General features: G+C 39.0%; 17 protein-coding genes. 13 read left to right on the top strand and 4 right to left on the bottom strand.

Annotated elements, in window-relative coordinates:
- Positions 1 to 97: 97 nt before the first annotated feature.
- A complete protein-coding gene (locus EFT72_RS14640; protein WP_124067666.1) occupies positions 98 to 1,378 on the top strand; it encodes an amidohydrolase family protein in 1,281 nt (426 codons plus the stop codon).
- An 80-nt stretch (positions 1,379 to 1,458) separates the two neighbouring features.
- A complete protein-coding gene (locus tag EFT72_RS14635; RefSeq protein ID WP_124067665.1) occupies positions 1,459 to 2,853 on the top strand; it encodes an NCS2 family permease in 1,395 nt (464 codons plus the stop codon).
- A gap of 112 nt (positions 2,854 to 2,965) precedes the next feature.
- Here the strand turns inward: EFT72_RS14635 and EFT72_RS14630 are convergent, their stop codons facing one another.
- Positions 2,966 to 3,427, bottom strand: a complete 462-nt coding sequence (locus EFT72_RS14630; RefSeq protein ID WP_124067664.1) for a TspO/MBR family protein — start codon at positions 3,425 to 3,427, stop codon at positions 2,966 to 2,968.
- 258 nt (positions 3,428 to 3,685) lie between these two features.
- On the opposite strand from EFT72_RS14630, the gene nhaC reads away from it, so the two are divergent.
- Positions 3,686 to 5,077, top strand: coding sequence for a Na+/H+ antiporter NhaC (nhaC, locus tag EFT72_RS14625; RefSeq protein ID WP_124067663.1), 1,392 nt, complete (start codon positions 3,686 to 3,688; stop codon positions 5,075 to 5,077).
- Between the two features lie 142 nt (positions 5,078 to 5,219).
- On the top strand, positions 5,220 to 5,720 hold the full coding sequence (locus EFT72_RS14620; protein ID WP_124067662.1) for a flavin reductase: 501 nt from the start codon (positions 5,220 to 5,222) through the stop codon (positions 5,718 to 5,720).
- Between the two features lie 12 nt (positions 5,721 to 5,732).
- On the opposite strand, the gene EFT72_RS14615 is transcribed toward EFT72_RS14620, so the two are convergent.
- Positions 5,733 to 6,386, bottom strand: coding sequence for a Crp/Fnr family transcriptional regulator (locus EFT72_RS14615; protein ID WP_124067661.1), 654 nt, complete (start codon positions 6,384 to 6,386; stop codon positions 5,733 to 5,735).
- Between the two features lie 178 nt (positions 6,387 to 6,564).
- Here EFT72_RS14615 and EFT72_RS14610 point away from each other — a divergent pair, with 178 nt between their 5' ends.
- From EFT72_RS14610 to EFT72_RS14580, 7 genes are all read left to right on the top strand, one after another.
- Positions 6,565 to 8,451, top strand: a complete 1,887-nt coding sequence (locus EFT72_RS14610) for an aryl-sulfate sulfotransferase (RefSeq protein WP_124067660.1) — start codon at positions 6,565 to 6,567, stop codon at positions 8,449 to 8,451.
- Between the two features lie 46 nt (positions 8,452 to 8,497).
- Positions 8,498 to 9,349: a YitT family protein gene (locus tag EFT72_RS14605; RefSeq protein ID WP_124067659.1), complete on the top strand. Its 852-nt coding sequence runs from the start codon at positions 8,498 to 8,500 to the stop codon at positions 9,347 to 9,349.
- A 76-nt stretch (positions 9,350 to 9,425) separates the two neighbouring features.
- Positions 9,426 to 11,066, top strand: a complete 1,641-nt coding sequence (locus EFT72_RS14600) for an HD-GYP domain-containing protein (protein WP_243110028.1) — start codon at positions 9,426 to 9,428, stop codon at positions 11,064 to 11,066.
- 296 nt (positions 11,067 to 11,362) lie between these two features.
- The gene (locus tag EFT72_RS14595) at positions 11,363 to 11,692 is read left to right on the top strand and encodes a DUF4280 domain-containing protein (RefSeq protein ID WP_164473169.1); all 330 of its coding nucleotides are present in this window, start codon (positions 11,363 to 11,365) and stop codon (positions 11,690 to 11,692) included.
- A gap of 141 nt (positions 11,693 to 11,833) precedes the next feature.
- On the top strand, positions 11,834 to 12,556 hold the full coding sequence (locus tag EFT72_RS14590; protein ID WP_164473168.1) for a LytTR family DNA-binding domain-containing protein: 723 nt from the start codon (positions 11,834 to 11,836) through the stop codon (positions 12,554 to 12,556).
- Positions 12,553 to 13,845: an ATP-binding protein gene (locus EFT72_RS14585; RefSeq protein WP_164473167.1), complete on the top strand. Its 1,293-nt coding sequence runs from the start codon at positions 12,553 to 12,555 to the stop codon at positions 13,843 to 13,845. Before EFT72_RS14590 ends, EFT72_RS14585 begins: the two co-directional genes overlap by 4 nt.
- A 478-nt stretch (positions 13,846 to 14,323) precedes the next feature.
- Positions 14,324 to 15,424: a TRAP transporter substrate-binding protein gene (locus EFT72_RS14580; RefSeq protein ID WP_164473166.1), complete on the top strand. Its 1,101-nt coding sequence runs from the start codon at positions 14,324 to 14,326 to the stop codon at positions 15,422 to 15,424.
- A 32-nt stretch (positions 15,425 to 15,456) separates the two neighbouring features.
- Here EFT72_RS14580 and EFT72_RS14575 read toward each other — a convergent pair whose 3' ends face one another.
- Entirely contained in the window at positions 15,457 to 16,143 is a 687-nt protein-coding gene (locus EFT72_RS14575; protein ID WP_124067654.1) for a response regulator, read from the bottom strand.
- A complete protein-coding gene (locus tag EFT72_RS14570; protein ID WP_124067653.1) occupies positions 16,136 to 17,731 on the bottom strand; it encodes a sensor histidine kinase in 1,596 nt (531 codons plus the stop codon). Before EFT72_RS14570 ends, EFT72_RS14575 begins: the two co-directional genes overlap by 8 nt.
- A gap of 187 nt (positions 17,732 to 17,918) precedes the next feature.
- Here EFT72_RS14570 and EFT72_RS14565 point away from each other — a divergent pair, with 187 nt between their 5' ends.
- Together EFT72_RS14565 and EFT72_RS14560 are read left to right on the top strand one after the other, a co-directional pair.
- The gene (locus tag EFT72_RS14565; protein ID WP_124067652.1) at positions 17,919 to 19,088 is read left to right on the top strand and encodes an NADP-dependent malic enzyme; all 1,170 of its coding nucleotides are present in this window, start codon (positions 17,919 to 17,921) and stop codon (positions 19,086 to 19,088) included.
- The gene (locus EFT72_RS14560) at positions 19,089 to 20,363 is read left to right on the top strand and encodes a 2-hydroxycarboxylate transporter family protein (RefSeq protein WP_124067651.1); all 1,275 of its coding nucleotides are present in this window, start codon (positions 19,089 to 19,091) and stop codon (positions 20,361 to 20,363) included.
- The last annotated feature ends 3 nt before the right edge of the window (positions 20,364 to 20,366 follow it).

Here is a 20,366-nt window from a genome sequence, read left to right as displayed (position 1 = left end):
AGATAATAGAGAAAACGGTGGTTTTTTATTGCTTGGGTTTGATAGAACATTGCAATTAAACTGCCGTATTTTTTGTGCTTACGGAACAGGAGGTTCTATGACCAGTGATAATAATTTTATTTTAAAGGGAAACATATGCTACAGTGAGAATATCCATAGGTTAAAAACAGTGGAACAAGGTTTCTTAATATGCCAGGAAGGAAAGTCAGCAGGAGTGTTTTCGGAAATACCAGACCTGTTTCTGGAGTATCCGGTTACAGACTTAGACGATATGTTAATAATTCCAGGGCTTATTGATCTACATATTCATGCACCGCAGTATTCTTTTCGCGGTCTTAATATGGATTTGGAACTTTTGGACTGGTTGAATACGAATACATTTCCAGAGGAAGCCAGATACGGTGATTTAGAATATGCAAAAAAAGCTTACCAGATTTTTGCAGATGCCATGAAAAAAAGTGGAACAACAAGAGCTTGTATCTTTGCCACCTTACACAGGCCAGCAACGGAACTTTTGATGGACCTGATGGAGGAGACTGGACTAAAGACTATGATAGGGAAAGTCAATATGGATCGCAACTCCCCTGAGTATTATTGCGAATCTAGTGCAGAGGAATCGATGTATGAAACGGAAATCTGGATTCAAAACTGCAGGTCAAAATATAAGAACACAACTCCTATTTTGACTCCTCGGTTTATCCCATCTTGTACAGATCATCTGATGGATCGTTTGGGTAGACTAAGAAGAAAGTACAAACTTCCGGTACAGTCCCATCTGTCAGAAAATCAAAATGAAATTCAATGGGTAAAGAAGCTTTGCCCAACTGCTGGATTTTATGGAGAGGCGTATGATCAATTTCAGATGTTTGGTGGAGAAGAAAACACAGTGATGGCACATTGCGTGTATTCTTCCAATGAAGAGATGGAACTGATAAAAAAACGAGGAGTTACGGTCGCCCATTGTCCACAATCCAATGGTAATTTAGCTTCTGGGATCGCTCCAGTAAGAACCTTTTTGGATCAAGGGATTAAGGTTGGACTTGGTACGGACGTTGCTGCAGGAAGCGGGGAATCGATCTTTCGAGCCATGGTGGATGCCATTTCTGCATCCAAACTTCGATGGTGCCTGGTGGATTCTTCATTAAAACCGCTTACCGTAGAGGAAGTTTTTTATTTGGGGACTTTAGGGGGAGGCTCTTTCTTTGGAAAGGTAGGAAGCTTTTTAAAAGGCTATGACTTTGACGCTTTGATTCTTGATGACAGCAGTTTGCGTCATCCACAGCCACTTTCTTTAAAAGAACGGCTGGAACGATTGATTTACCTATCCGATGACAGACATATAAAAGGGAAGTATGCGGAAGGAAGACGAATATTTTAACGAACCTGTAAAACGCTGCGTGGGGCAAACGTTGTTGCAGGAAGTAAAATAGAAAAGTACTCAAGGAGGTAAGAGATAGTATGGAAACAAATAAAAAAGAAGGTTTTTTGGAGAAGGTGTTTCACTTATCAGAAAACCACACAGATATAAAGACTGAGGTCGTAGCTGGAATCACTACTTTTATGACGATGGCTTATATCCTGGCTGTCAATCCAAGTATATTAGGAGCAGCAGGAATGGATAGCGGGGCGGTATTTACAGCCACAGCATTGGCAGCTTTTGTTGCTACTTTGTTAATGGCATGTCTTGCAAATTATCCTTTTGTGCTGGCGCCTGGTATGGGACTGAATGCATACTTTGCTTATACCGTTGTACTTAACATGGGATATTCCTGGGAAATGGCACTGGCAGCTGTATTTATTGAGGGACTTATCTTTATCCTATTATCCCTAACCAATGTGCGGGAAGCTATTTTTAATGCAATTCCTATGAATCTAAAACATGCGGTATCTGTTGGTATCGGGCTATTTATTGCATTCATTGGCTTACAGAATGCAAAGGTTGTAGTAGATGGATCCACTCTTGTAACCATGTATTCTTTTAAAGGATCTTTGATTGACGGAACCTTTCAATCGGTTGGAATTACGGTATTGCTTGCAATTGTCGGAATCTTAATTACGGCTGTATTAGTAATAAAAAATGTAAAAGGAAACATATTATGGGGAATTTTAATTACCTGGATTCTTGGTATGATCTGCCAGGTGGCAGGCATATATGTTCCCAATCCTGATCTTGGCATGTTCAGTGTATTTCCTGATTTTTCCGCAGGATTTAAAATCCCAAGCCTAGCCCCCACGTTCCTAAAACTAGACTTTAGCAGAGTGTTATCCTTTGATTTTGTTGTTATTATGTTTGCATTTTTATTTGTAGATATGTTTGATACATTGGGAACCTTGATCGGTGTGGCATCAAAGGCAGATATGCTTGATAAAGAGGGAAAATTACCAAAGATTAAAGGTGCTCTTATGGCAGATGCCGTAGGAACTTCTGTAGGTGCTGTACTTGGAACTTCCACCACCACTACATTTGTAGAGAGTGCAGCCGGTGTTTCTGAAGGCGGAAGAACAGGACTAACTGCAGTGGTAGCTGCCATTTTGTTTGGCTTGTCCCTGTTTTTATCCCCTATTTTCCTTGCGATTCCTTCCTTTGCGACAGCTCCGGCTATGATCATTGTTGGATTTTTAATGTTGACATCGGTAACTAAGATTGATTTTAAAGATTTCACAGAGGCGATTCCTTGTTATATTGCAATCATTGCTATGCCTTTTATGTACAGCATTTCAGAGGGGATTTCTCTTGGAGTAATTTCTTATGTTTTCATTCATATAGTAACTGGAAAGGCAAAAGAGAAGAAAATCAGTGCTCTTATGTATGTACTGGCGGTATTGTTCCTATTAAAATATGTTCTAATTTAATTGATTCATTAAATACAATTGTTTTATGAAAGTGAAAAGGCAGATCAGTTATGACAAGGAAAGGTGTTCTTTCTTTGTGATGACTGATCTGCTTTTTTTTGGAATGAAAAATTTAATTGAGAAAAATAATGGCAAGATTTAAATAGCCTGCAAATGTGACCCATAGTAGGTACGGAATCTGTAAGAGCGCCGCTATTTTGTTCACCTGCCAAAACGATGCTATCATTTTTATGATAAAATACCACAGAAGTAAAAGGATGAAAAACGCCAGAACATAGTTGTTTAAAATAAAAAACACCGGACTCCACAGGAAATTAAGGATAAGCTGAATGATGTAATAAAGGAGTGCTTTGTCTTTGTAGGGGGAGTATGAAGTTGCAACCAGATAAGAACCCAGTCCCATCAAAAGATATAAGATAGTCCAAACAACAGGAAATATCCAGCCTGGTGGTGAAAGGGCAGGCTGATTTAAGTTTTTGTAAAGGTTCATGCCGTTGCCGGTCAAAATTCCGGACAAGGCCCCTACAACCAGTGGAAGTAAAAGATATACAATGGATTTTTTTTCCAGTTTCATAACATGAATTCTCCCTGATTCTTTATTGTTATAGTTTATTCAAAACCCATTCTAAATATCCATAAAAATCAGAATCAGAATAGAAGAAAGTAGATATTTTAGGGACAAGTAACAATTGGTTACAAAAAAAAGTGAAAAATTTGCAGACAATGTAACGTAAAATTCTGAAATCTATTCAAATATAATTGCATTTATAAAAAATTTCTGCTATAATTCTTGTGTTAATGTTAAATTCACACAAATGGAGGATATTTAGTTATGGAAACCAAAGAAAAGGATCAGAACACGTTAAGTGGTCCGCAATCCGCAATCCTGATGATTTTAATTGTAGCTTCCGTAGCAGTTTGCATCCGGTTGAAGGTCGGGGGTCCAATGATTGGCTTGTTTTTTTCCTGGTTGATCATCTACGTGTTTTGTTTGGTGTTAAAGATTGATTACAAGGAGATTAAAAAAAGTGCGTTTGATGCGTTAAAAGTAGTTCTTCCCACTATGACCATCTTAATGGCGATTGGTGTTTTGATTGGGACTTGGATGCTTTCAGGAACCATACCAACCATCATTGTATATGGTCTAAAATCCATCAACCCCACGTATTTACTACCATTTACTTTGATATTTACTTCCATTCTCAGTTTGGTAACGGGAACTTCTTATGGATCGGCTGGAAGTGCTGGAGTAGCGATGATGGCAATCGGCAATGCGATGGGAATCAATCCCGGTATGGTGGCAGGTGCAGTTATCTGTGGCGCAATGTTTGGAGACAAGTTAAGTCCCTTCTCTGATACCACAAATCTTGCTCCCGCAGTGGCAGGAGCAAAGCTAGGAGATCATATAAGAAGCATGCTCTGGACTACGGTTCCACCATTTTTAATTTGCATTGTTATTTTTGCAATTCTTGGAATTACACAAACAAGCGGGAATTATAATCCAGGTGATTTAAATAGTTACATCAATTATCTGGAAGGTAATTTTAACATCGGATTGGTTACACTGTTACCAGCTGTCTTGATCATAGTTCTCTTAATCTTTCGGGTCGGTGCTTTTGAAGCTTTGGGAATCGGTGCAATCGCAGGTGGTTTGGTGGCAATATTTGCACAGGGTGAAACGCTGCGTACCGTAATCGGTGTTTGCTATAATGGGTTTAGCTGTGATACGGATATTGGAGTATTAAAGTCTATTTTAAACCGTGGAGGAATGAGCAGTATGCTCCAGTATGTAGCCATTATCACCTTTGCTGTAGGCATGGGAGGGATGTTGGACCGATTGGGAGTATTGAATCAGATTCTATCCATATTCTTAAAGAGAATCAACGGAGATGGCTCTTTAATTCTTGCTACAATCATATCTGGATATGTGACGAGTATCATTAGCTGTTCAAGCCCGATGTCTCATGTGCTGACTGGTCGTTTGATGGGTCCCCTCTTTAAAGAGCGGAACATAGAACCCTCGATTTTGTCTAGAAGTTTAGAGGACAGCGGAACCCTGGCTGGTCCTATGATCCCCTGGCATGGGTATGGGATCTATATGGCTGGGACTTTAGGAGTGGCATGGGCACAATACATATTATTCGTTCCCCTCTTGTGGATGACGCCTTTGTTTTCCATTCTATATGGATTCACCGGATTTACGATCAAACATAAGAAGGATTAAAAAATGTACACCAGCGTTAGAGTCTGATTTGTCAGACTCTTTCTTTGTATTCTGGATTTTTAATTGATTCCTAGTATACTTACAACTGGATTGGAATTATAATAATAGAAGACTAGGGAAATGAAAAGAAGGAGGAGAAAATATGTTAAAAGAAGTTGATTTAACTAAAATCAGCATCGATCCGTTTTACACCGTGGGAAAAGAGTGGATGCTCCTATCTGCGGGTACTGAAAAAAAACATAATATGATGACTGTAAGCTGGGGAAGCTTCGGGGTGCTCTGGCACAAAAATGTGTCCACTATCTATGTACGTCCCCAAAGGTATACTCTGGAATTGATTGATGAGAATGAATTCTATGCTCTTAATTTCTTTGATGAGACCTATCGGTCTGTATTAAATTACTGCGGTTCCCATAGTGGACGTGATGTAGACAAAGGAAAAGAGACTGGACTAACCCCTGTCTTTGACAGAGAGGCGCCTTATTATGAACAGGCAAAGCTCGTACTGATCTGCCGTAAGATTTACAGACAGCAATTTGATTCGTCTGGATTTTATGATTCTGACATCAAAGATCAAAATTATGCAAATAATGATTATCATCAATGTTATGTGGGAGAAATTATAACCGCATTAAGCGTATAGCCGGAGAGGAGATTATACTTCTCCTCGGGAAATACGAGATAGCCTGTCCATATCCAAAATAATCGTGAAATGTCCAGATTTTGCTATGATACCCATCTCTTTTAATCGCCCCATCATGCGTGTGACTGTAATCGTATGAATTCCTAAGTAACTGGCGATTTCACTATAAGAAAAGTCCTTGTGAATCCTATATTCTGTGGTATCATACTCCGCAAGTTCAATCAAAGCCTGACAGAGACTGATAAAATTATCTCCATCTTGTAAGGTATAACAATGCTTTAAGGCATTATCATAATGAGTAACCGTCGCTTCAAAAAGGCACCGATAGAACTCTGGATGCGTCTCCATAAAGTTGATGAAGACCGGATACGGAATCTGATACAAGGTACAGGCTGATTTTGCAGTAATGGAAAAAGCATAAAAGGTATCGTCTGGATAATAAGGCCGGTAGGCAGGGATAAACCCAACAAAATCTCCTGGAAGAAAGTACTGGTAGATCCGCTCCTTGCCACTGGCAGATATACTGTGAAGGGCACATAGCCCATCTTCTAGACAATAAACATAATTGTCTCTATGAGCACGGTTGTAAAGGCAATCGTGCTTTTTTGCATGGATTAAAGTGCCGAGACCACGAAGCGTGGTTAGAAATGTTTCATCTAAATTCATACTACCCCCTTAAAATTGCACTAATTCTGCAAAAATTATACCATAAATGTCAGATGATAGAAAGTCTAATGTTAAAAATGTCGAAACAGGGAAAAAATGGTATCAATAGATATTTTTTAGTGGGAGTAAATGGGAGTAAAATAGATATACTTAAAAAACAGTAGCAGGAGGAGCGACAATGAATAACAATAGAATTGATTATGAACGAATTAATCACCTAATTATACGCCAGCAGGAACGGGAACAGGCGATGGAAAAAGAATTAAAGAAAGGGATGTATACGTATCAACATCCTTATGTGGTGATTAATCCCTATTTTGTCAATCCTCTTACTTCCATGATTTTGTTTGAAACAGAGGAAGAACAGGCTGTGACAATTACCGTAAAAGGAAAGGAAACAAAAGGGGACATCACCCATACATTCAAGGCGTCTAAGACACATATACTGCCAGTATTGGGTTTGTATCCAGAATACAATAATACGGTTATGATCTCTCTATCCAAAGGGGGATGTCATAGTGTCACCATTCAGACAGAATCAATCAAAGACATGCCTTATCAGGCGGATTATATTCGCACGACCAGCGAGTATATGGATGGACAGTTGATGTTTGTTACACCGGCAGGAGATTCTTTAGCGGGTGGGTATGACTACCATGGAGACTGTAGATGGCATCTGGTGGAGCCTTTTATCTTTGATTTAAAACAGGCAAAAAATGGTCACATTCTCATTGGTTCCAACCGGCTTTTGGACATGCCCTATTACACTGCTGGGGTTTGTGAAATGGATCTTGTTGGAAAACTTTATACGGAATACCGGATTCCAGGTGGATACCATCATGATCAGTTTGAGATGGAAGATGGGAATCTGCTAATTCTTACGCAGGAAAAGAATGCCAAGACAACAGAGGATGAATGTGTTTTAGTAGATCGGAACACAGGAGCAATCTTAAAAACCTGGGATTTTAAGAAGGTTCTTCCACAAACTGCCGGAAAGTCAGGAAGTTGGTCCGAACATGATTGGTTTCATAACAATGCAATCTGGTATGACAAACGGACGCATTCCATAACACTTTCTGGAAGGCATCAGGATGTGGTTATTAATATCGATTTTGAGACAGGAAACCTAAACTGGATCTTAGGTGATCCAACTGGATGGCCGGCTGATATGGTAGAAAAATATTTCTTTACACCTGTAAATCAGGAGGAATTTGACTGGCAGTATGAGCAGCATGCCTGTATGATGCTTCCGGATGGGGATATTATGTTGTTTGATAACGGGCACTGGCGTGGAAAAGAAAAAGAATGTTACCGGCTCAATCAAGATAATTTTTCAAGAGGAGTCCGTTACCGCATTGATACGGAGAATAGAACCATAAAACAAATCTGGCAGTTTGGGAAAGAGAGAAAGAATGATTTCTTTTCCTCTTATATATCCAATGTGGAATATTACAGGGATGGGCATTATCTGGTTCATTCTGGGGGAATGGGATATAACCACGGGGTCACCTGTGAGGAGCTTCCGGTTTATATGAATTTGGACGATTCTGAATGTACTCTAAAGAGCATTACGGTAGAAGTAATGGAAGGAGAAGTTGTTTATGAAATGCATCTTCCTTCTAACTATTATCGAGCGGAAAAGATGAAACTTTATAAAGATGAGACTCATGAAACATTCGGGCTTGGAAGAGTGGTTGGAAGTCTTGGAGTAACTGGAGAATTCGAGACAGAGGTACCAGCTACGGCTACTGGAGAACTGCTTCCTTCTTGGTGTATGGCAAAACTAACCGAGGAAGATGACAGAATTTTGTTTAAGGCAAAATTTAAAAAGGGACAGTTAGTTATGTTCCAGCTAGAGAAAGCAGATGATCCAGAGGAAATTCACCGTTACTTCATCTCTACAAGTGCCAAACGCTTTTTGGCTATGTGTTCTGGTACATTTCTTCCCAAAGATGATCGGGAAGTAACATTAAATGTTGATAAAGAAGGACTCTGTGGCGTATTTGACGTACGAGTAATTATAGATGATATAAAATATGAAACAGGGATTCAGATCAGAATTTAAGAATGAACCGATGTGGTTCACGGGAATTGAAACGGAGGCAGAACGAATGAGTAGAAAAATACTTACTATCTTGGGAATCGCAGTAGGAAATGCTGTTTTAGCATTTGGAATATCAGCGTTTTCTATCCCAAATCACTTTTTGGTAGGGGGCAGCGCCGGTATTGCAAGAAGTGTGGAGTATTTTTTCCATGTAAACATGTCGATTGTCGTTGCAGCGATCAATGTCATCATGTTCCTACTTGGTTTCTTGGCTTTGGGAAAATCCTTTGCATTTACAACACTTATCAGCACCTTTTTGTTTCCCTTTTATTTAAATGTGTTTCTAAAAATAGAGATGTTAAAGCATTTGACAAATGACCGTTTGTTAGCAGCCTTGTTTGGTGGAATGCTGACCGGTCTTGGACTTGGGATTGTGATGCGCCTTGGCGGCTCTACCGGAGGAATGGACATCCCTCCTTTGGTGCTTCATAAAAAATTTCATTTGCCCATTGCACTTGGGATGTACTGTCTGGATTTCACTGTTTTACTCATTCAAATGTTTTTTTCAAACACGGAGCAAATACTATATGGGATCTTATCCGTGTTGTTGACTTCCATTGTTTTAAATCAGGTACTGCTTTATGGGGCTGGTGAGGTACAAGTGTTGATTTTAAGCAAAGAGTATGAACGGATTAATTCTGTGATTCAAAAAGATATGGATCGGGGTTCTACCTTTTTGCAGATTCAGACGGGGTTTGAGCGGTTGGATCAAAAGGCCATTTTATGTATACTACCTAACCGAGAAATGAATCAGTTAAACCAGTATGTGCAGGAGATAGATCCCAAAGCATTTATTATTATGAACGGAATCCGGGAAGTAAGAGGGAAAGGGTTTACTTTAGATAAAAACTTAAAATAAAATAAAAGTTTTTTATTTTTAACACACCAAAATGGTGTATAATAAGGGGAGCAAAGGAGGGACTTTTGTGGGGAAAATGCTGAGAGAAAATACATATGTGTTTGGTAATGTAAAGAAGAAAAACATACTGAATGGATTAACTTACTGTCTGATTCCATTTCTATTTGGAATTGCATCCCTTTGTGTATGGAATGGATTGACAAAGAGTAATGACTTTGCTCCTCATCTTAGGATACAGATCAATAAATGGTTGGGTAGCCTTTCTATAATTAGCATCTTTTTTGTGCTTTGTTATTTCTTAAATGCACATAGAAAGAAGAATGAGACAATAGAAGGCAGATATCGTTCCATCATTCAGCATATGCAGGTTGGAATCGCAGTTTATGAAGGCAGGGATAAAGATTCACTTGAGGATTACCGTCTCATTGAAGGAAACCAAAGGTATGTAAAAATGGGTGGTTTCAAAGAAAAAGTTATGTTAAATCAAACATTCAGTGAAATACATAAAAAGGTGGAACCGGAATTTGTGGATCAACTCAAAGAACCGTTAGGAACTGGGAAGCCTGTAAAATTTGAGTGGTTTTTAAAAGAAACCAAGAGGTATTATGAGGTAACTGGGTTTTGCTCCAAACCCCATCAGCTGGTTTTTATCTTAAATGATATTACAAGTCAAAAGCTGACGAAAGATCGCCTGAACTATCTAAATTATCATGATCCTTTAACTGGACTTTACAATCGAAAATATTTTGAAAAAATGCTCATACAACTGGATCAAAAATCTTATTATCCACTGGGGATAACGATAGCGGATATCAATGGATTGAAGTTAATCAATGATTCGTTTGGAGTTGCAGCAGGGGATCAATTGATCCAGTCAGCAGCGCAGGTTCTTATAGAAGGACGTGGGGAAACCGATGTGGTATGCAGACTTGGAGGAGATGAATTCGTTTTGCTTTCCCCGAATACTTTGGAACATGAAGTCAGGGAGAAAATCAACGTACTCAGTGAATCTGCAAAAAAAAGATCGATCAATCAAGTAGCGCTTTCTCTTTCCTTTGGATACAGTTTGAAAAACAGTAAGGAGGATCCTATGATAAAAAGCCTGAAAAATGCCGAAGACTTTATGCATCGAAGGAAACTTTTGGAGAGTCCAAGTATGAGGGGAAAAGCGATCTATACGATAATGACCACTCTGCATGAGAAAAATCCCAGAGAGGAAGAACATTCGCTTCGGGTGTCAAATCTTTGTGAAAAAATGGGAACGGCTCTTGGTTTTCCAGAAGATGAGATCAAGGAATTAAAAACCGTTGGTCTGTTGCACGACATTGGTAAGGTTGCCATTGAAGAAGGGATTTTAAACAAGAACGGAAAATTAGATAAAAACGAATGGATAGAGATAAAAAAGCACCCAGAAATTGGCTATCGGATATTAAGTACAGTGAATGACTTATCTGAAATGGCAGATTATGTTCTTGCCCATCACGAACACTGGGATGGAAGTGGCTATCCCAAAGGACTAAAAGGAACACAGATACCGGTGCAGTCAAGGATTATAGCCATCGCAGATGCTTATGATGCCATGATTAGTGAACGAAGTTACCGGCATGCTTTGCCCAAAGAACAGGCAGTCTGTGAATTAGAGAGGGGAGCTGGAACCCAGTTTTGTAAGGAGTGGGTAAAAATATTTATAGATAAGGTAATTAATGAAGTAAGTTGAAGTAAAACATAAAAGCAGGTGCATTGTTTGATTCTACAAACAATGCACCTGCTTTTGTAATGTAAAAATTTTTCATCACTCAAAAAACTGGTTTTAAATATCTATAAGCAAGGGATAAAATAGTAAATATATTACCAAAAGTTACATTTAACCTGTTATTTTTTACATCAAGGAACAATTTTCGTAAAATCAGTTGTATACTGTATTCGAAATATAATTCCCTGCATTGCAAACGTATTTGTTTGCAGTTTGGGACTTTTTAATTATGTTTCATGAAAGAATGTGAGGTGCAAAGAATGAATGATAATAATCTGGCTGCCGATGGCTGCCTTTTAAAATGTACAATGGGAAACGGTACGTGTAAGCTGAAAGTACCAAAAAGCCATGGGGCAGAAATTAATGGGAAGAACCAGGCAACTGTAATGGACTACAAACCAGGCTGCAATCTTTCCTCTTTTGGAACATGCAGGCGGATGACACCTCCTCAGAATTGTGTTCCCGTTGTTTTAATCCCTTGGATGATCAAAGATAAAAACAATCAGCTGAATGGAGAACCGGTTCTTTCTGAATCGAGTGTCCTTTCCTGTGTCTGCGGAGGTGTGATTCATATCGTCAAAGAAGAATAGAGGGCTAAGCCAGCCTTGCAAATTTTGGCACTTATCATGTATAATTTTGGCACTTGGGTTGAAAAATGACGAATTTCGTTATATGATTTAATCGCAAAGAAATTGTCTATAAGTGATTACAAAATAGTAGGAGGAATGGCCATGTTAGAAATTGGCATCTGCGACGATGACCGTCTACTGCTGTGGGAAATGGAAAAGCGTCTGTGTAAACTCAGCCGGAGACTAGGTATTAGTATGGAGATTTTAACCTATATAGATGGAGAAGAAATTGTAAAAGAGGTAAGTGAGGGAAAGCACTTTGATCTTATCTTTATGGATATTGGGATGGAGCGGCTAGATGGTTTAACAGCAGCAGAAACCATCAGGGATATGGATCGCTCTGTACAACTAATATTTGTCACATCTTATGAAAGTTTTATGAAGGAAGCATTTCGTTCAGCACCCATTGGTTTTTTAGTGAAACCAATTGATGAGGATGAATTTACAGAAACGTTTCAACACGTTCTGAATCAGATAGAAAAAGAGGATCAGTATTATCGGTTCCGATATGATAGATCGGATTATAAGATTAAGTTAACAGAAGTAAAATATTTTGAGAGCAAACGGAGAATGACAGAAATTGAGAGTGGAAGTGGACGTTACCGTCTCTATAAGAGTCTGGAAGTTGTGGAAGAAGAGTTAAAAGAACAAAGGGTTCGTTTTGTTCGAATTCATAAATCGTATTTGGTTAATTATTTTTATATCGCCCGGTGCTCTGCTGATTTTGTTGAACTGGCCGATGGAACTTGCCTTCCAGTAAGCCGAAGCAGGAGAAAAGAAGTAGAAGAGAACCTATATGAGTCTATGGAATGGTGCCATGTATGAGTCAAATCATTGTCAGTATTTGTTTTTCTTCGTTTCGTATTATTTTGCTAAAAACATATCTGGGTATATTTTTAATCGAAATCAAAGGAAGACAAAGAGCAGCGGGGTGGTTGCTTTTCTTTTTTGCGCAGATGTACATAACTATGAATGTAACTGCAGGGACTTGGGGTATTTTTTTACTCGGTTCCTTTGTATCCATGGAATTGGTAGGATTTTTGGCTTATACGGATCCAGTCTGGAAGCGGTTTACGTTTACCTTTTTGTTTGCAGTACTTTGGGGTCTATGTGAGGTTTTTTTCCTGCTGGGATTCCAACTATTGATAGGGGTAGATCATAACGGAATCCGAACTATTTTTATTCTGTCTGACCTAGTGATGGTACCATTTGTATGGGGAATCCGTAATTATATGAAAAAGAAAGAAATTGGAAATCAGCTTTGTATCGAGGTGATTTCACTGATCTTGCCTTTGATGACCGCCATGACGGTATACATTGCTTTTTTTATGACGGTGGAGCAAACGACACAGCAAGCAGATCGAGTTCTGGGATGGCTGATGCTTGGTACGGTTGCAATGATTCTTTTAAACTTATGTATCTATCCAACTTACCTTCAACGGATCGAGGAAGCACAGGTTAAGATGAATGAACGCTATTACGTCAGACAGTTAGACCTGCTTCAAGAGCAAAAACATCTGGAAGAAGAGGAAGTGGTAGAGCTTCACACAAAACGACATGATCTAAAACAAAAACTAATTTATATTCATGAACTAGCCCGATATGAAGAAACAGACAAGTTGATGGAGATTCTATCACAGATGATTGGGGAGACAGGAAAGAAAGGGCGCAGGGAAGGAACAACCGGAAATTTGGTAATTGATGCGCTTGTTAATCACTTGTGCAAAGAAGCGAATGATCGAAAGATTAATTTAAAAACAAGTATCAATCTTCCCTTGGATTTAAATATTAAAGAAACTGATTTATGTATCCTTCAGGGAAATGCGTTTGATAATGCAGTAGAAGCATTGGAATCGGTGGGAGAGTCAGAACGGGATATGTGGGTTGAAATGAAATATGAAAAGGGATGCTTTCTTTTGAATGTGAAAAACCGATTTCAAGGAGATTACAGGAAAGAGGATGAAGGCGAATTAAAAAGTAGTAAAAGAGATGGAATTCACGGTCTGGGGATTCGTTCTATGAAAAAAGTGGCGAATAAATATCATGGCTCCTTAAATGCAGTAGGGGAGAATGGAATTTTTACGTTAAGAGCAGTTCTTTATGAGCAAAAATAAATAGAATTTTACCAAAAGTTACATACAATCCGTTATTTGTTACATATATGAAACAAATGTTATAATATGTATTATAATTGTTTTTGAAATAGTATCACATTTTCAATTCTAGATGCATTTGCCTGTGGTATGCAAAAAGAACAATTGAAAATTGAGGATGCTAAAAAATAAACAAGGAGGGGTAAAGTATAGAAGATTTATTGAAAGGCTATCTTACCACAGACAAAAGGGGACCCAATGATGATTGAATCAAAGGGTATGAAAGCAGTGTGATTTTAGTATAAATAGATTAATATGAAAAACGTGAAAAGAAAAGAAGCAGGAAACGTGTCATTGTCTTGCTTCTTTTCTTTTTCCATTGATTTTAAGTTTCATAAATTATCGGCCGAAGGTTCAGATGGTGTTTTTTATTGAAAATAGAATTTTTGGGTATAATACAAATCATATGGGCTATTAAATGAAAACAGGAGGGATCAACATGTATAAACCAGCGGTTTTGGTGTTTGTGGTTGTTATGGCAGTATGCTTGACTGGCTGTGGTCTAAAAAAGGAAAATAAAAGTCCTCAGTCAGTTCCTTCAGCCGAAGAGTCAAACGAAGCAGAGGCAGCTCAGGCAACCGCGGAAGCAAAACAATCGGAAAGTACAGAGCCAGAACTGGTTTTAAAATATGGGGAAGTAAATCCGGAGGATAATATAACCGCACAAGTTGCTTATCAGTTCGCAAAATACGTGGATGAACTTTCTGGAGGGCGAATTCAGGTCGATGTGTATCCTGGTGCATCATTGGGAGGTGAAAAGACTTCACTTAACGCATTAAATAAAGGGAACGGTCTTGTGGATATTTATCGTGCCAATACCAATTCATTGACAGGTTATAACTTTAAAAAACTAACCTTGTTTGGACTTCCTTATATTTTCAAGGACAGAGAAGGACTTTGGAAAGTACTGACAGCAGATGATGTAGGAAAGGCTTTTTTATCAGAGGGAATGGAAAATGGTTCCAATATGGTAGGACTTTTTTATACCGATGAAGGTCCTAGAAATATGTTAATGAAAGAAAAAGTCAGAAGACTTACGGATATAAAAGGGAAAAAAATTCGTGTACCGGAATCCGTACTGATGATGGATACCTTATCCGCCCTTGGAGCGCAGCCCATTCCCATGCCTTATGAAGAACTTTATGATGCGTTGGAAAGCGGTTATGTAGAAGGTGCAGAAAATCCACTCACTGCTTATCTGTCTAACCGTTTCTATGAAGTTGCTCCTTATTATCTTGTAACGGAACATGTCTATAGTCCAGGAGTGGTCATGATGGCAGAGGATAAGTGGAATGAACTGAGTGAAGAAGATAGAAATATTCTGAAAGAAGCCGGACGCATGGCATCGGAATGGAATCGGGAAGCAATCGGGCCGGAGGAAGAAAGATTAAGAAATGAACTGGTTGAAAAGGGGATCAAGGTGGTTGAATTAACACCAAAAGAAAAAGCCGAGGCAAGAGAAGCTGAGGAGATCGTACGAAAAAGCTTTTCCCCTGGTCTGGAAAAATGGGTCAATGAAATCAATGAAATTCAAAAATAAAGAGATAAGGGCGGTAAAAAGCCCTTATCTCTTTATTTTTGACTCTTCACATAACGGTAGATAATGGACGGCCTTCCTCCTGTTGTGTAATCAATATCACTAATAATTTGTTTCTTATCTAGTAGATAATTCATATACCGTCTTACTGTGACACGGGAAAGATGAACTTCTTCCGCAATGGTCTCGCTTGTAAGAGAATTAGACGGATGGCTTTTCATAAAATTAAGTATCGTTTCTAATGTTTTTTCCTGCAGCCCTTTCCTTAGAACTTCCTGAGCTGAGACCTGACCTACAGGTGATTCAAATAGGGAATCTAGCTGCTGTTGGGAAAACGTCTCCTGATTTAATAACTCCCGATGTTCCATAAATCGTGCAAGTGCATGGTTAAATCGGATATATTCGAACGGTTTTACTAGATAATCAATGACACCCAGAGATAATAGCTGTTTTACATGAGTGCCATCTGTGGCAGCAGTGACCATGATGACATCTATGTGATTCTTTTGTTTTCTTATTTCTGTCAACAATTCCACGCCATCCATAACCGGCATATATACATCAAGAATTAAAAGATCTGCAGAATTTGTTTTTAAATACTCCAGTGCCTCCTGACCATTGCTAAAATGTCCAGTTACCGTTAAGTATTTGTTTAGTTCCACGTATTGTCTGTTAATGGATGCCACCATGGGATCATCTTCTACAATCATAACTTTATACATGATTTTCCTCCTGTGCAAAAGTAATAACAAATGAGGTCCCTTCATTTTCCTCGGTTTCCAACTCAATGGTACCGTGATATTGCTCTACTAGGCTCTTAATAAGGAACATGCCAGATCCCCGGTTTTTTCCCTTGGTTGAAAAGTTTTTCTCAAATATATGTTTCTGGACTTCCATGGGAATGCCTCTTCCGGTATCATCCACAGATAGAATGCTTCCTGTTTTCCAGATATTGATACCAATCTCAATTTCCTTCATGGCAATGCTTTGATGGTTTAATTCTTCGATGGAATTCTCAATCAAATTACCAAGAATTGTAATATACAAATCTGCAGGCATGTATAATTCTGATTCGTTACAAGAACTATCTGGTTTTAAGATAAGATGAATCCCAAGTTCACTGGCACGGATGATTTTCCCAATCAAAAGAGCAGCTATGCTTTGCACCTGTATTTTTTGGGTCACATCACTGACCGCCTGGGTAGAAACAACACCGGTGTTTAAGATAAAATCTGTCACTTTTTCAGGATGTCCCATTTCGATAAATCCCAAAATGACATGCAGCTTATTTTTGAACTCGTGGTTGAATGCTCTGAGTGTTTCTACCATATACCGTGCTCCAGTTAATTCTTCGGCCATTTTTGTCACTTCTGTTTTATTTCGGAAAATAGAAACAGCACCAAGGATTTTGTCTTGTTCAATAATCGGAATCCGGCTTGACATAATATGCTTGCCCTGTATGGTTAGATTAATGTTATATTCTGGTTCCGATGATTGAAGAACGGCAGGGAGTCTGGTTTCCGGATAAATATCGGTTAGTTTCGTGCCGTATTCCGGCATTTCATTTAGATCCAGAATTTTTTTCGCTGATTCATTTATTAGGATTAGTTCGCCCTTTGTATTGATGGCAAAGATTCCTTCCTCCAGCGCATCTAAGACTTCTTTTCGTTCAATATGAATTTTTCTGAAATCTTCTGGACGGTATCCAAACAGAATTTTCTTTAATCTGGAAAAAAGCAAATAGGAAGTCAAATACCCCATGGAAGTGAGTAATACGGCTAACAACAAAAATACAGCAAGAATGTTATGGGTTAATTGTAGAATGCTAGTGGTTAGTACGGAGACCATCACAAAGCCAATTATGCTTCCCGTTTTGTCGGTAACTGGATAAAAGGCTCTTCGCTGTTTTCCTAGGGTTCCTTTTCCGTTGGTAATATAGGGCGGTGCCCCATGAATAATCATGGTTTCATCCCCTCCCACAAAGGTTTTACCGATTAACTTTTTGTTGTTGTGGTAGTACCGGGTGCTTTTGGTGTCACAAATGGTTACGATGTCAACGTAGGATAGCTCTTTCACCATTTGATCCATTCGTTTGTTAAAAGAAAGTGAGGAAGTTCCACTTTTTAACAGAAGAATAACTTCTGGAGATTGGGAAATAATTATTCCCGCATTTTTTATATTCATATCGAGAGAATTTCTCTTTGTGACCAGATTGTAATGCAATGAAATCCCCAGGGATAGTAGAATCGACAGGGTGATTCCAAGTAACTGAGATACATATATGTGATGTTCCAAAGGCTTTTCTTTCATGACATACCTCCCTAATGAACCTATTGTAGTAGAAATGAGGGGGAAAAGCAACGTGTAACCATATTTTGTTTTCCAGCTAATTTTTTTTACTTACATAAGTTTTTAATAAGATACACAAGATTACAAACAAAAGGTGACGTGCTACCATTGAGACAAATAAATACAGAAAGAAAATGGTGAGAAGGTTATGGATTATAACAAACTGGCATTACAATTGCATGAACAGAAAAAGGGGAAAATTGAGGTGGTTTCAAAAGTAGAGGTTAAAACCAGAGAAGATTTAAGTACAGCTTATACCCCTGGTGTTGCGGAACCTTGTAGAAAGATCCGTGATGATAAGTCAGAAGTCTACCGGTATACAGCAAAAGGTAATTTGGTAGCAGTGATTAGTGACGGGACCGCTGTTTTAGGGCTAGGGGACATTGGTCCGGAGGCGGCAATGCCTGTAATGGAAGGAAAGTCAATTTTGTTTAAGACGTTTGGAGATGTAGATGCCTTCCCTATCTGCCTTGATACCAAAGATACAGAAGAAATTATAAAAACAGTCCGTTATCTGGCACCTACGTTTGGCGGGATCAATCTGGAAGATATATCTGCACCAAGATGTTTTGAAATCGAACGCCGATTAAAAGAAGAACTGGACATCCCAGTGTTCCATGATGATCAGCATGGAACTGCGATTGTGGTTTCTGCAGGTATCATCAATGCATTGAAACTGGTAGGGAAAAAGATGGAAGATGCGAAGGTGGTAATCAACGGAGCCGGTTCCGCTGGAATTTCCATCTGCAAACTTCTGTTATCAATGGGACTCAAAAATGCTATTTTAGTGGATAAAAAAGGAGCATTGGCTCAAGGGGAAACCTGGATGAATGATGCACAAAAGGATATGGCTGCAATTACCAACAAAGAAAATCTCCATGGTGATTTACAGGAAGTGATGAAGGGAAGAGATGTTTTTATAGGCGTTTCCGCACCAGGGATTGTAACTTCTGAGATGGTTGCTTCTATGGCAAAGGATGCGATCGTGTTTGCAATGGCAAATCCCACTCCTGAGATCATGCCAGAGGATGCAAAAAAAGGTGGAGCAAGAGTAATTGCAACCGGACGGTCTGATTTCCCAAATCAGATTAATAATGTATTGGTATTTCCAGGAATCTTTCGAGGAGCGCTCGATGCAAGGGCAAAAGACATTACAGAAGAGATGAAGATTGCCGCTTCCTATGCGATTGCTAGTATTATAACGGATGAAGAACGAAACGAAGAGTATATCATTCCAGGTGCATTTGATGAACGAGTGGCAAAAGCAGTGGCAGAAGCTGTTAAGGAAAAAGCCATTGAACAGGGGGTAGTCAAATAAATGAAAGAGGAAAAGATTAAAATCTCTGGGATCCCATTGCCCATCTATCTTTTATTGACAGTAGTAACAACGATCGCCATGATTTTTAAATGGCTGCCATCTGGTATGATCGGTGCATTACTGATCCTGATGATTTTTGGTGGACTATTTAATGTGATCGGGAATCATCTCCCCATTGTTAAAACATTTTTAGGGGGCGGAGCAATTGTTTGTATCTTTGCATCTGCGGCTCTTGTATATACAAAGGTAATACCAGAATATGTGGTAGAGAATGTTTCTACGTTTATGGGCTCAACTGGATTTTTGAATTTTTACATAGCGGCATTAATAACCGGAAGCATACTAGGGATGGATCGTTCTTTGCTTTTAAAAGCAGCCGTACGGTTCCTTCCGGTGGCCCTTTGTGCCATGTCTCTTGCCATTGTTATGGTGGGTATCGTGGGAGGGCTGACCGGGTATGGATTTGTTGATGCGATTATGTACATAGCGATCCCAATGATGGGTGGCGGTATGGGGGCAGGAGTGGTTCCCTTGTCTGGTATGTATGCAGAAGCATTGCATGTCGACTCTGCGGCGGTTATCTCAAGAATGATTCCTGCTTCCACTTTAGGAAACGTTATGGCAATCGTCGGGGCTGGTATGCTGGCAAAGATCGGAGAATTAAAACCAGGTTTTACTGGAAATGGAATGCTTATGAGAAATCATACTTCTGATTTAAAGGAAAAGAAAAATTCGACAGTTACGTTAGAAGAGTTGGGAATTGGTCTAATTACCGCTATGTTCTTCTTTCTGTTAGGCGGTATTATCAATCATTTTGTTTCCTCTATTCATGCTTATGCGTGGATGATTATATTGGTTGCTGTAAGCAAGGCGGTTGGAATTATTCCGGAAAAATTTGAAGATTCTGCTCGCCAGTGGTCCCAATTTGTTATGAAAAACTGGACCAGTGCGCTACTGGTTGGAATTGGTATCTCTATGATTGATTTAGGAGCGGTTGCGAAAGCGGTAACTCCGATGTACTTGTTATTGGTATTTGTTGTTGTAGCAAGTGTCTCAATCGGAGCTGCAATTGGTGGTTACTTCGTAGGGTTCTATCCAGTGGAGTCTGCAATTACAGCAGGACTTTGTACTACGAACATGGGAGGAACTGGAGATATTGCAGTTCTCTCTGCTGCTAAAAGAATGGAATTGTTACCATTTTCTCAGATTGCAACTAGGATTTGTGGAGCTTTAATTCTAATTGTTGCCAGTTTATTGACACAGATCTTATTTTAAATA

The organism is Clostridium sp. E02, from assembly GCF_003833015.1.
In the GTDB taxonomy this organism is placed as follows: domain Bacteria; phylum Bacillota; class Clostridia; order Lachnospirales; family Lachnospiraceae; genus Lacrimispora.
The sequence above is the reverse complement of the archived record's forward strand: the minus strand, read 5'-3'. Positions and strand labels throughout refer to the sequence as shown.

Coding starts and splice junctions, on each gene's coding strand:
- nhaC (WP_124067663.1), top strand. CDS start 3,686: ATGGAAACCAAAGAAAAGGATCAGAACACGTTAAGTGGTCCGCAATCC.
- EFT72_RS14620 (WP_124067662.1), top strand. CDS start 5,220: ATGTTAAAAGAAGTTGATTTAACTAAAATCAGCATCGATCCGTTTTAC.
- EFT72_RS14565 (WP_124067652.1), top strand. CDS start 17,919: ATGGATTATAACAAACTGGCATTACAATTGCATGAACAGAAAAAGGGG.
- EFT72_RS14595 (WP_164473169.1), top strand. CDS start 11,363: ATGAATGATAATAATCTGGCTGCCGATGGCTGCCTTTTAAAATGTACA.
- EFT72_RS14575 (WP_124067654.1), bottom strand. CDS start 16,143: ATGTATAAAGTTATGATTGTAGAAGATGATCCCATGGTGGCATCCATT.
- EFT72_RS14635 (WP_124067665.1), top strand. CDS start 1,459: ATGGAAACAAATAAAAAAGAAGGTTTTTTGGAGAAGGTGTTTCACTTA.
- EFT72_RS14585 (WP_164473167.1), top strand. CDS start 12,553: ATGAGTCAAATCATTGTCAGTATTTGTTTTTCTTCGTTTCGTATTATT.
- EFT72_RS14580 (WP_164473166.1), top strand. CDS start 14,324: ATGTATAAACCAGCGGTTTTGGTGTTTGTGGTTGTTATGGCAGTATGC.
- EFT72_RS14590 (WP_164473168.1), top strand. CDS start 11,834: ATGTTAGAAATTGGCATCTGCGACGATGACCGTCTACTGCTGTGGGAA.
- EFT72_RS14640 (WP_124067666.1), top strand. CDS start 98: ATGACCAGTGATAATAATTTTATTTTAAAGGGAAACATATGCTACAGT.
- EFT72_RS14600 (WP_243110028.1), top strand. CDS start 9,426: ATGCTGAGAGAAAATACATATGTGTTTGGTAATGTAAAGAAGAAAAAC.
- EFT72_RS14630 (WP_124067664.1), bottom strand. CDS start 3,427: ATGAAACTGGAAAAAAAATCCATTGTATATCTTTTACTTCCACTGGTT.
- EFT72_RS14615 (WP_124067661.1), bottom strand. CDS start 6,386: ATGAATTTAGATGAAACATTTCTAACCACGCTTCGTGGTCTCGGCACT.
- EFT72_RS14610 (WP_124067660.1), top strand. CDS start 6,565: ATGAATAACAATAGAATTGATTATGAACGAATTAATCACCTAATTATA.
- EFT72_RS14570 (WP_124067653.1), bottom strand. CDS start 17,731: ATGAAAGAAAAGCCTTTGGAACATCACATATATGTATCTCAGTTACTT.
- EFT72_RS14560 (WP_124067651.1), top strand. CDS start 19,089: ATGAAAGAGGAAAAGATTAAAATCTCTGGGATCCCATTGCCCATCTAT.
- EFT72_RS14605 (WP_124067659.1), top strand. CDS start 8,498: ATGAGTAGAAAAATACTTACTATCTTGGGAATCGCAGTAGGAAATGCT.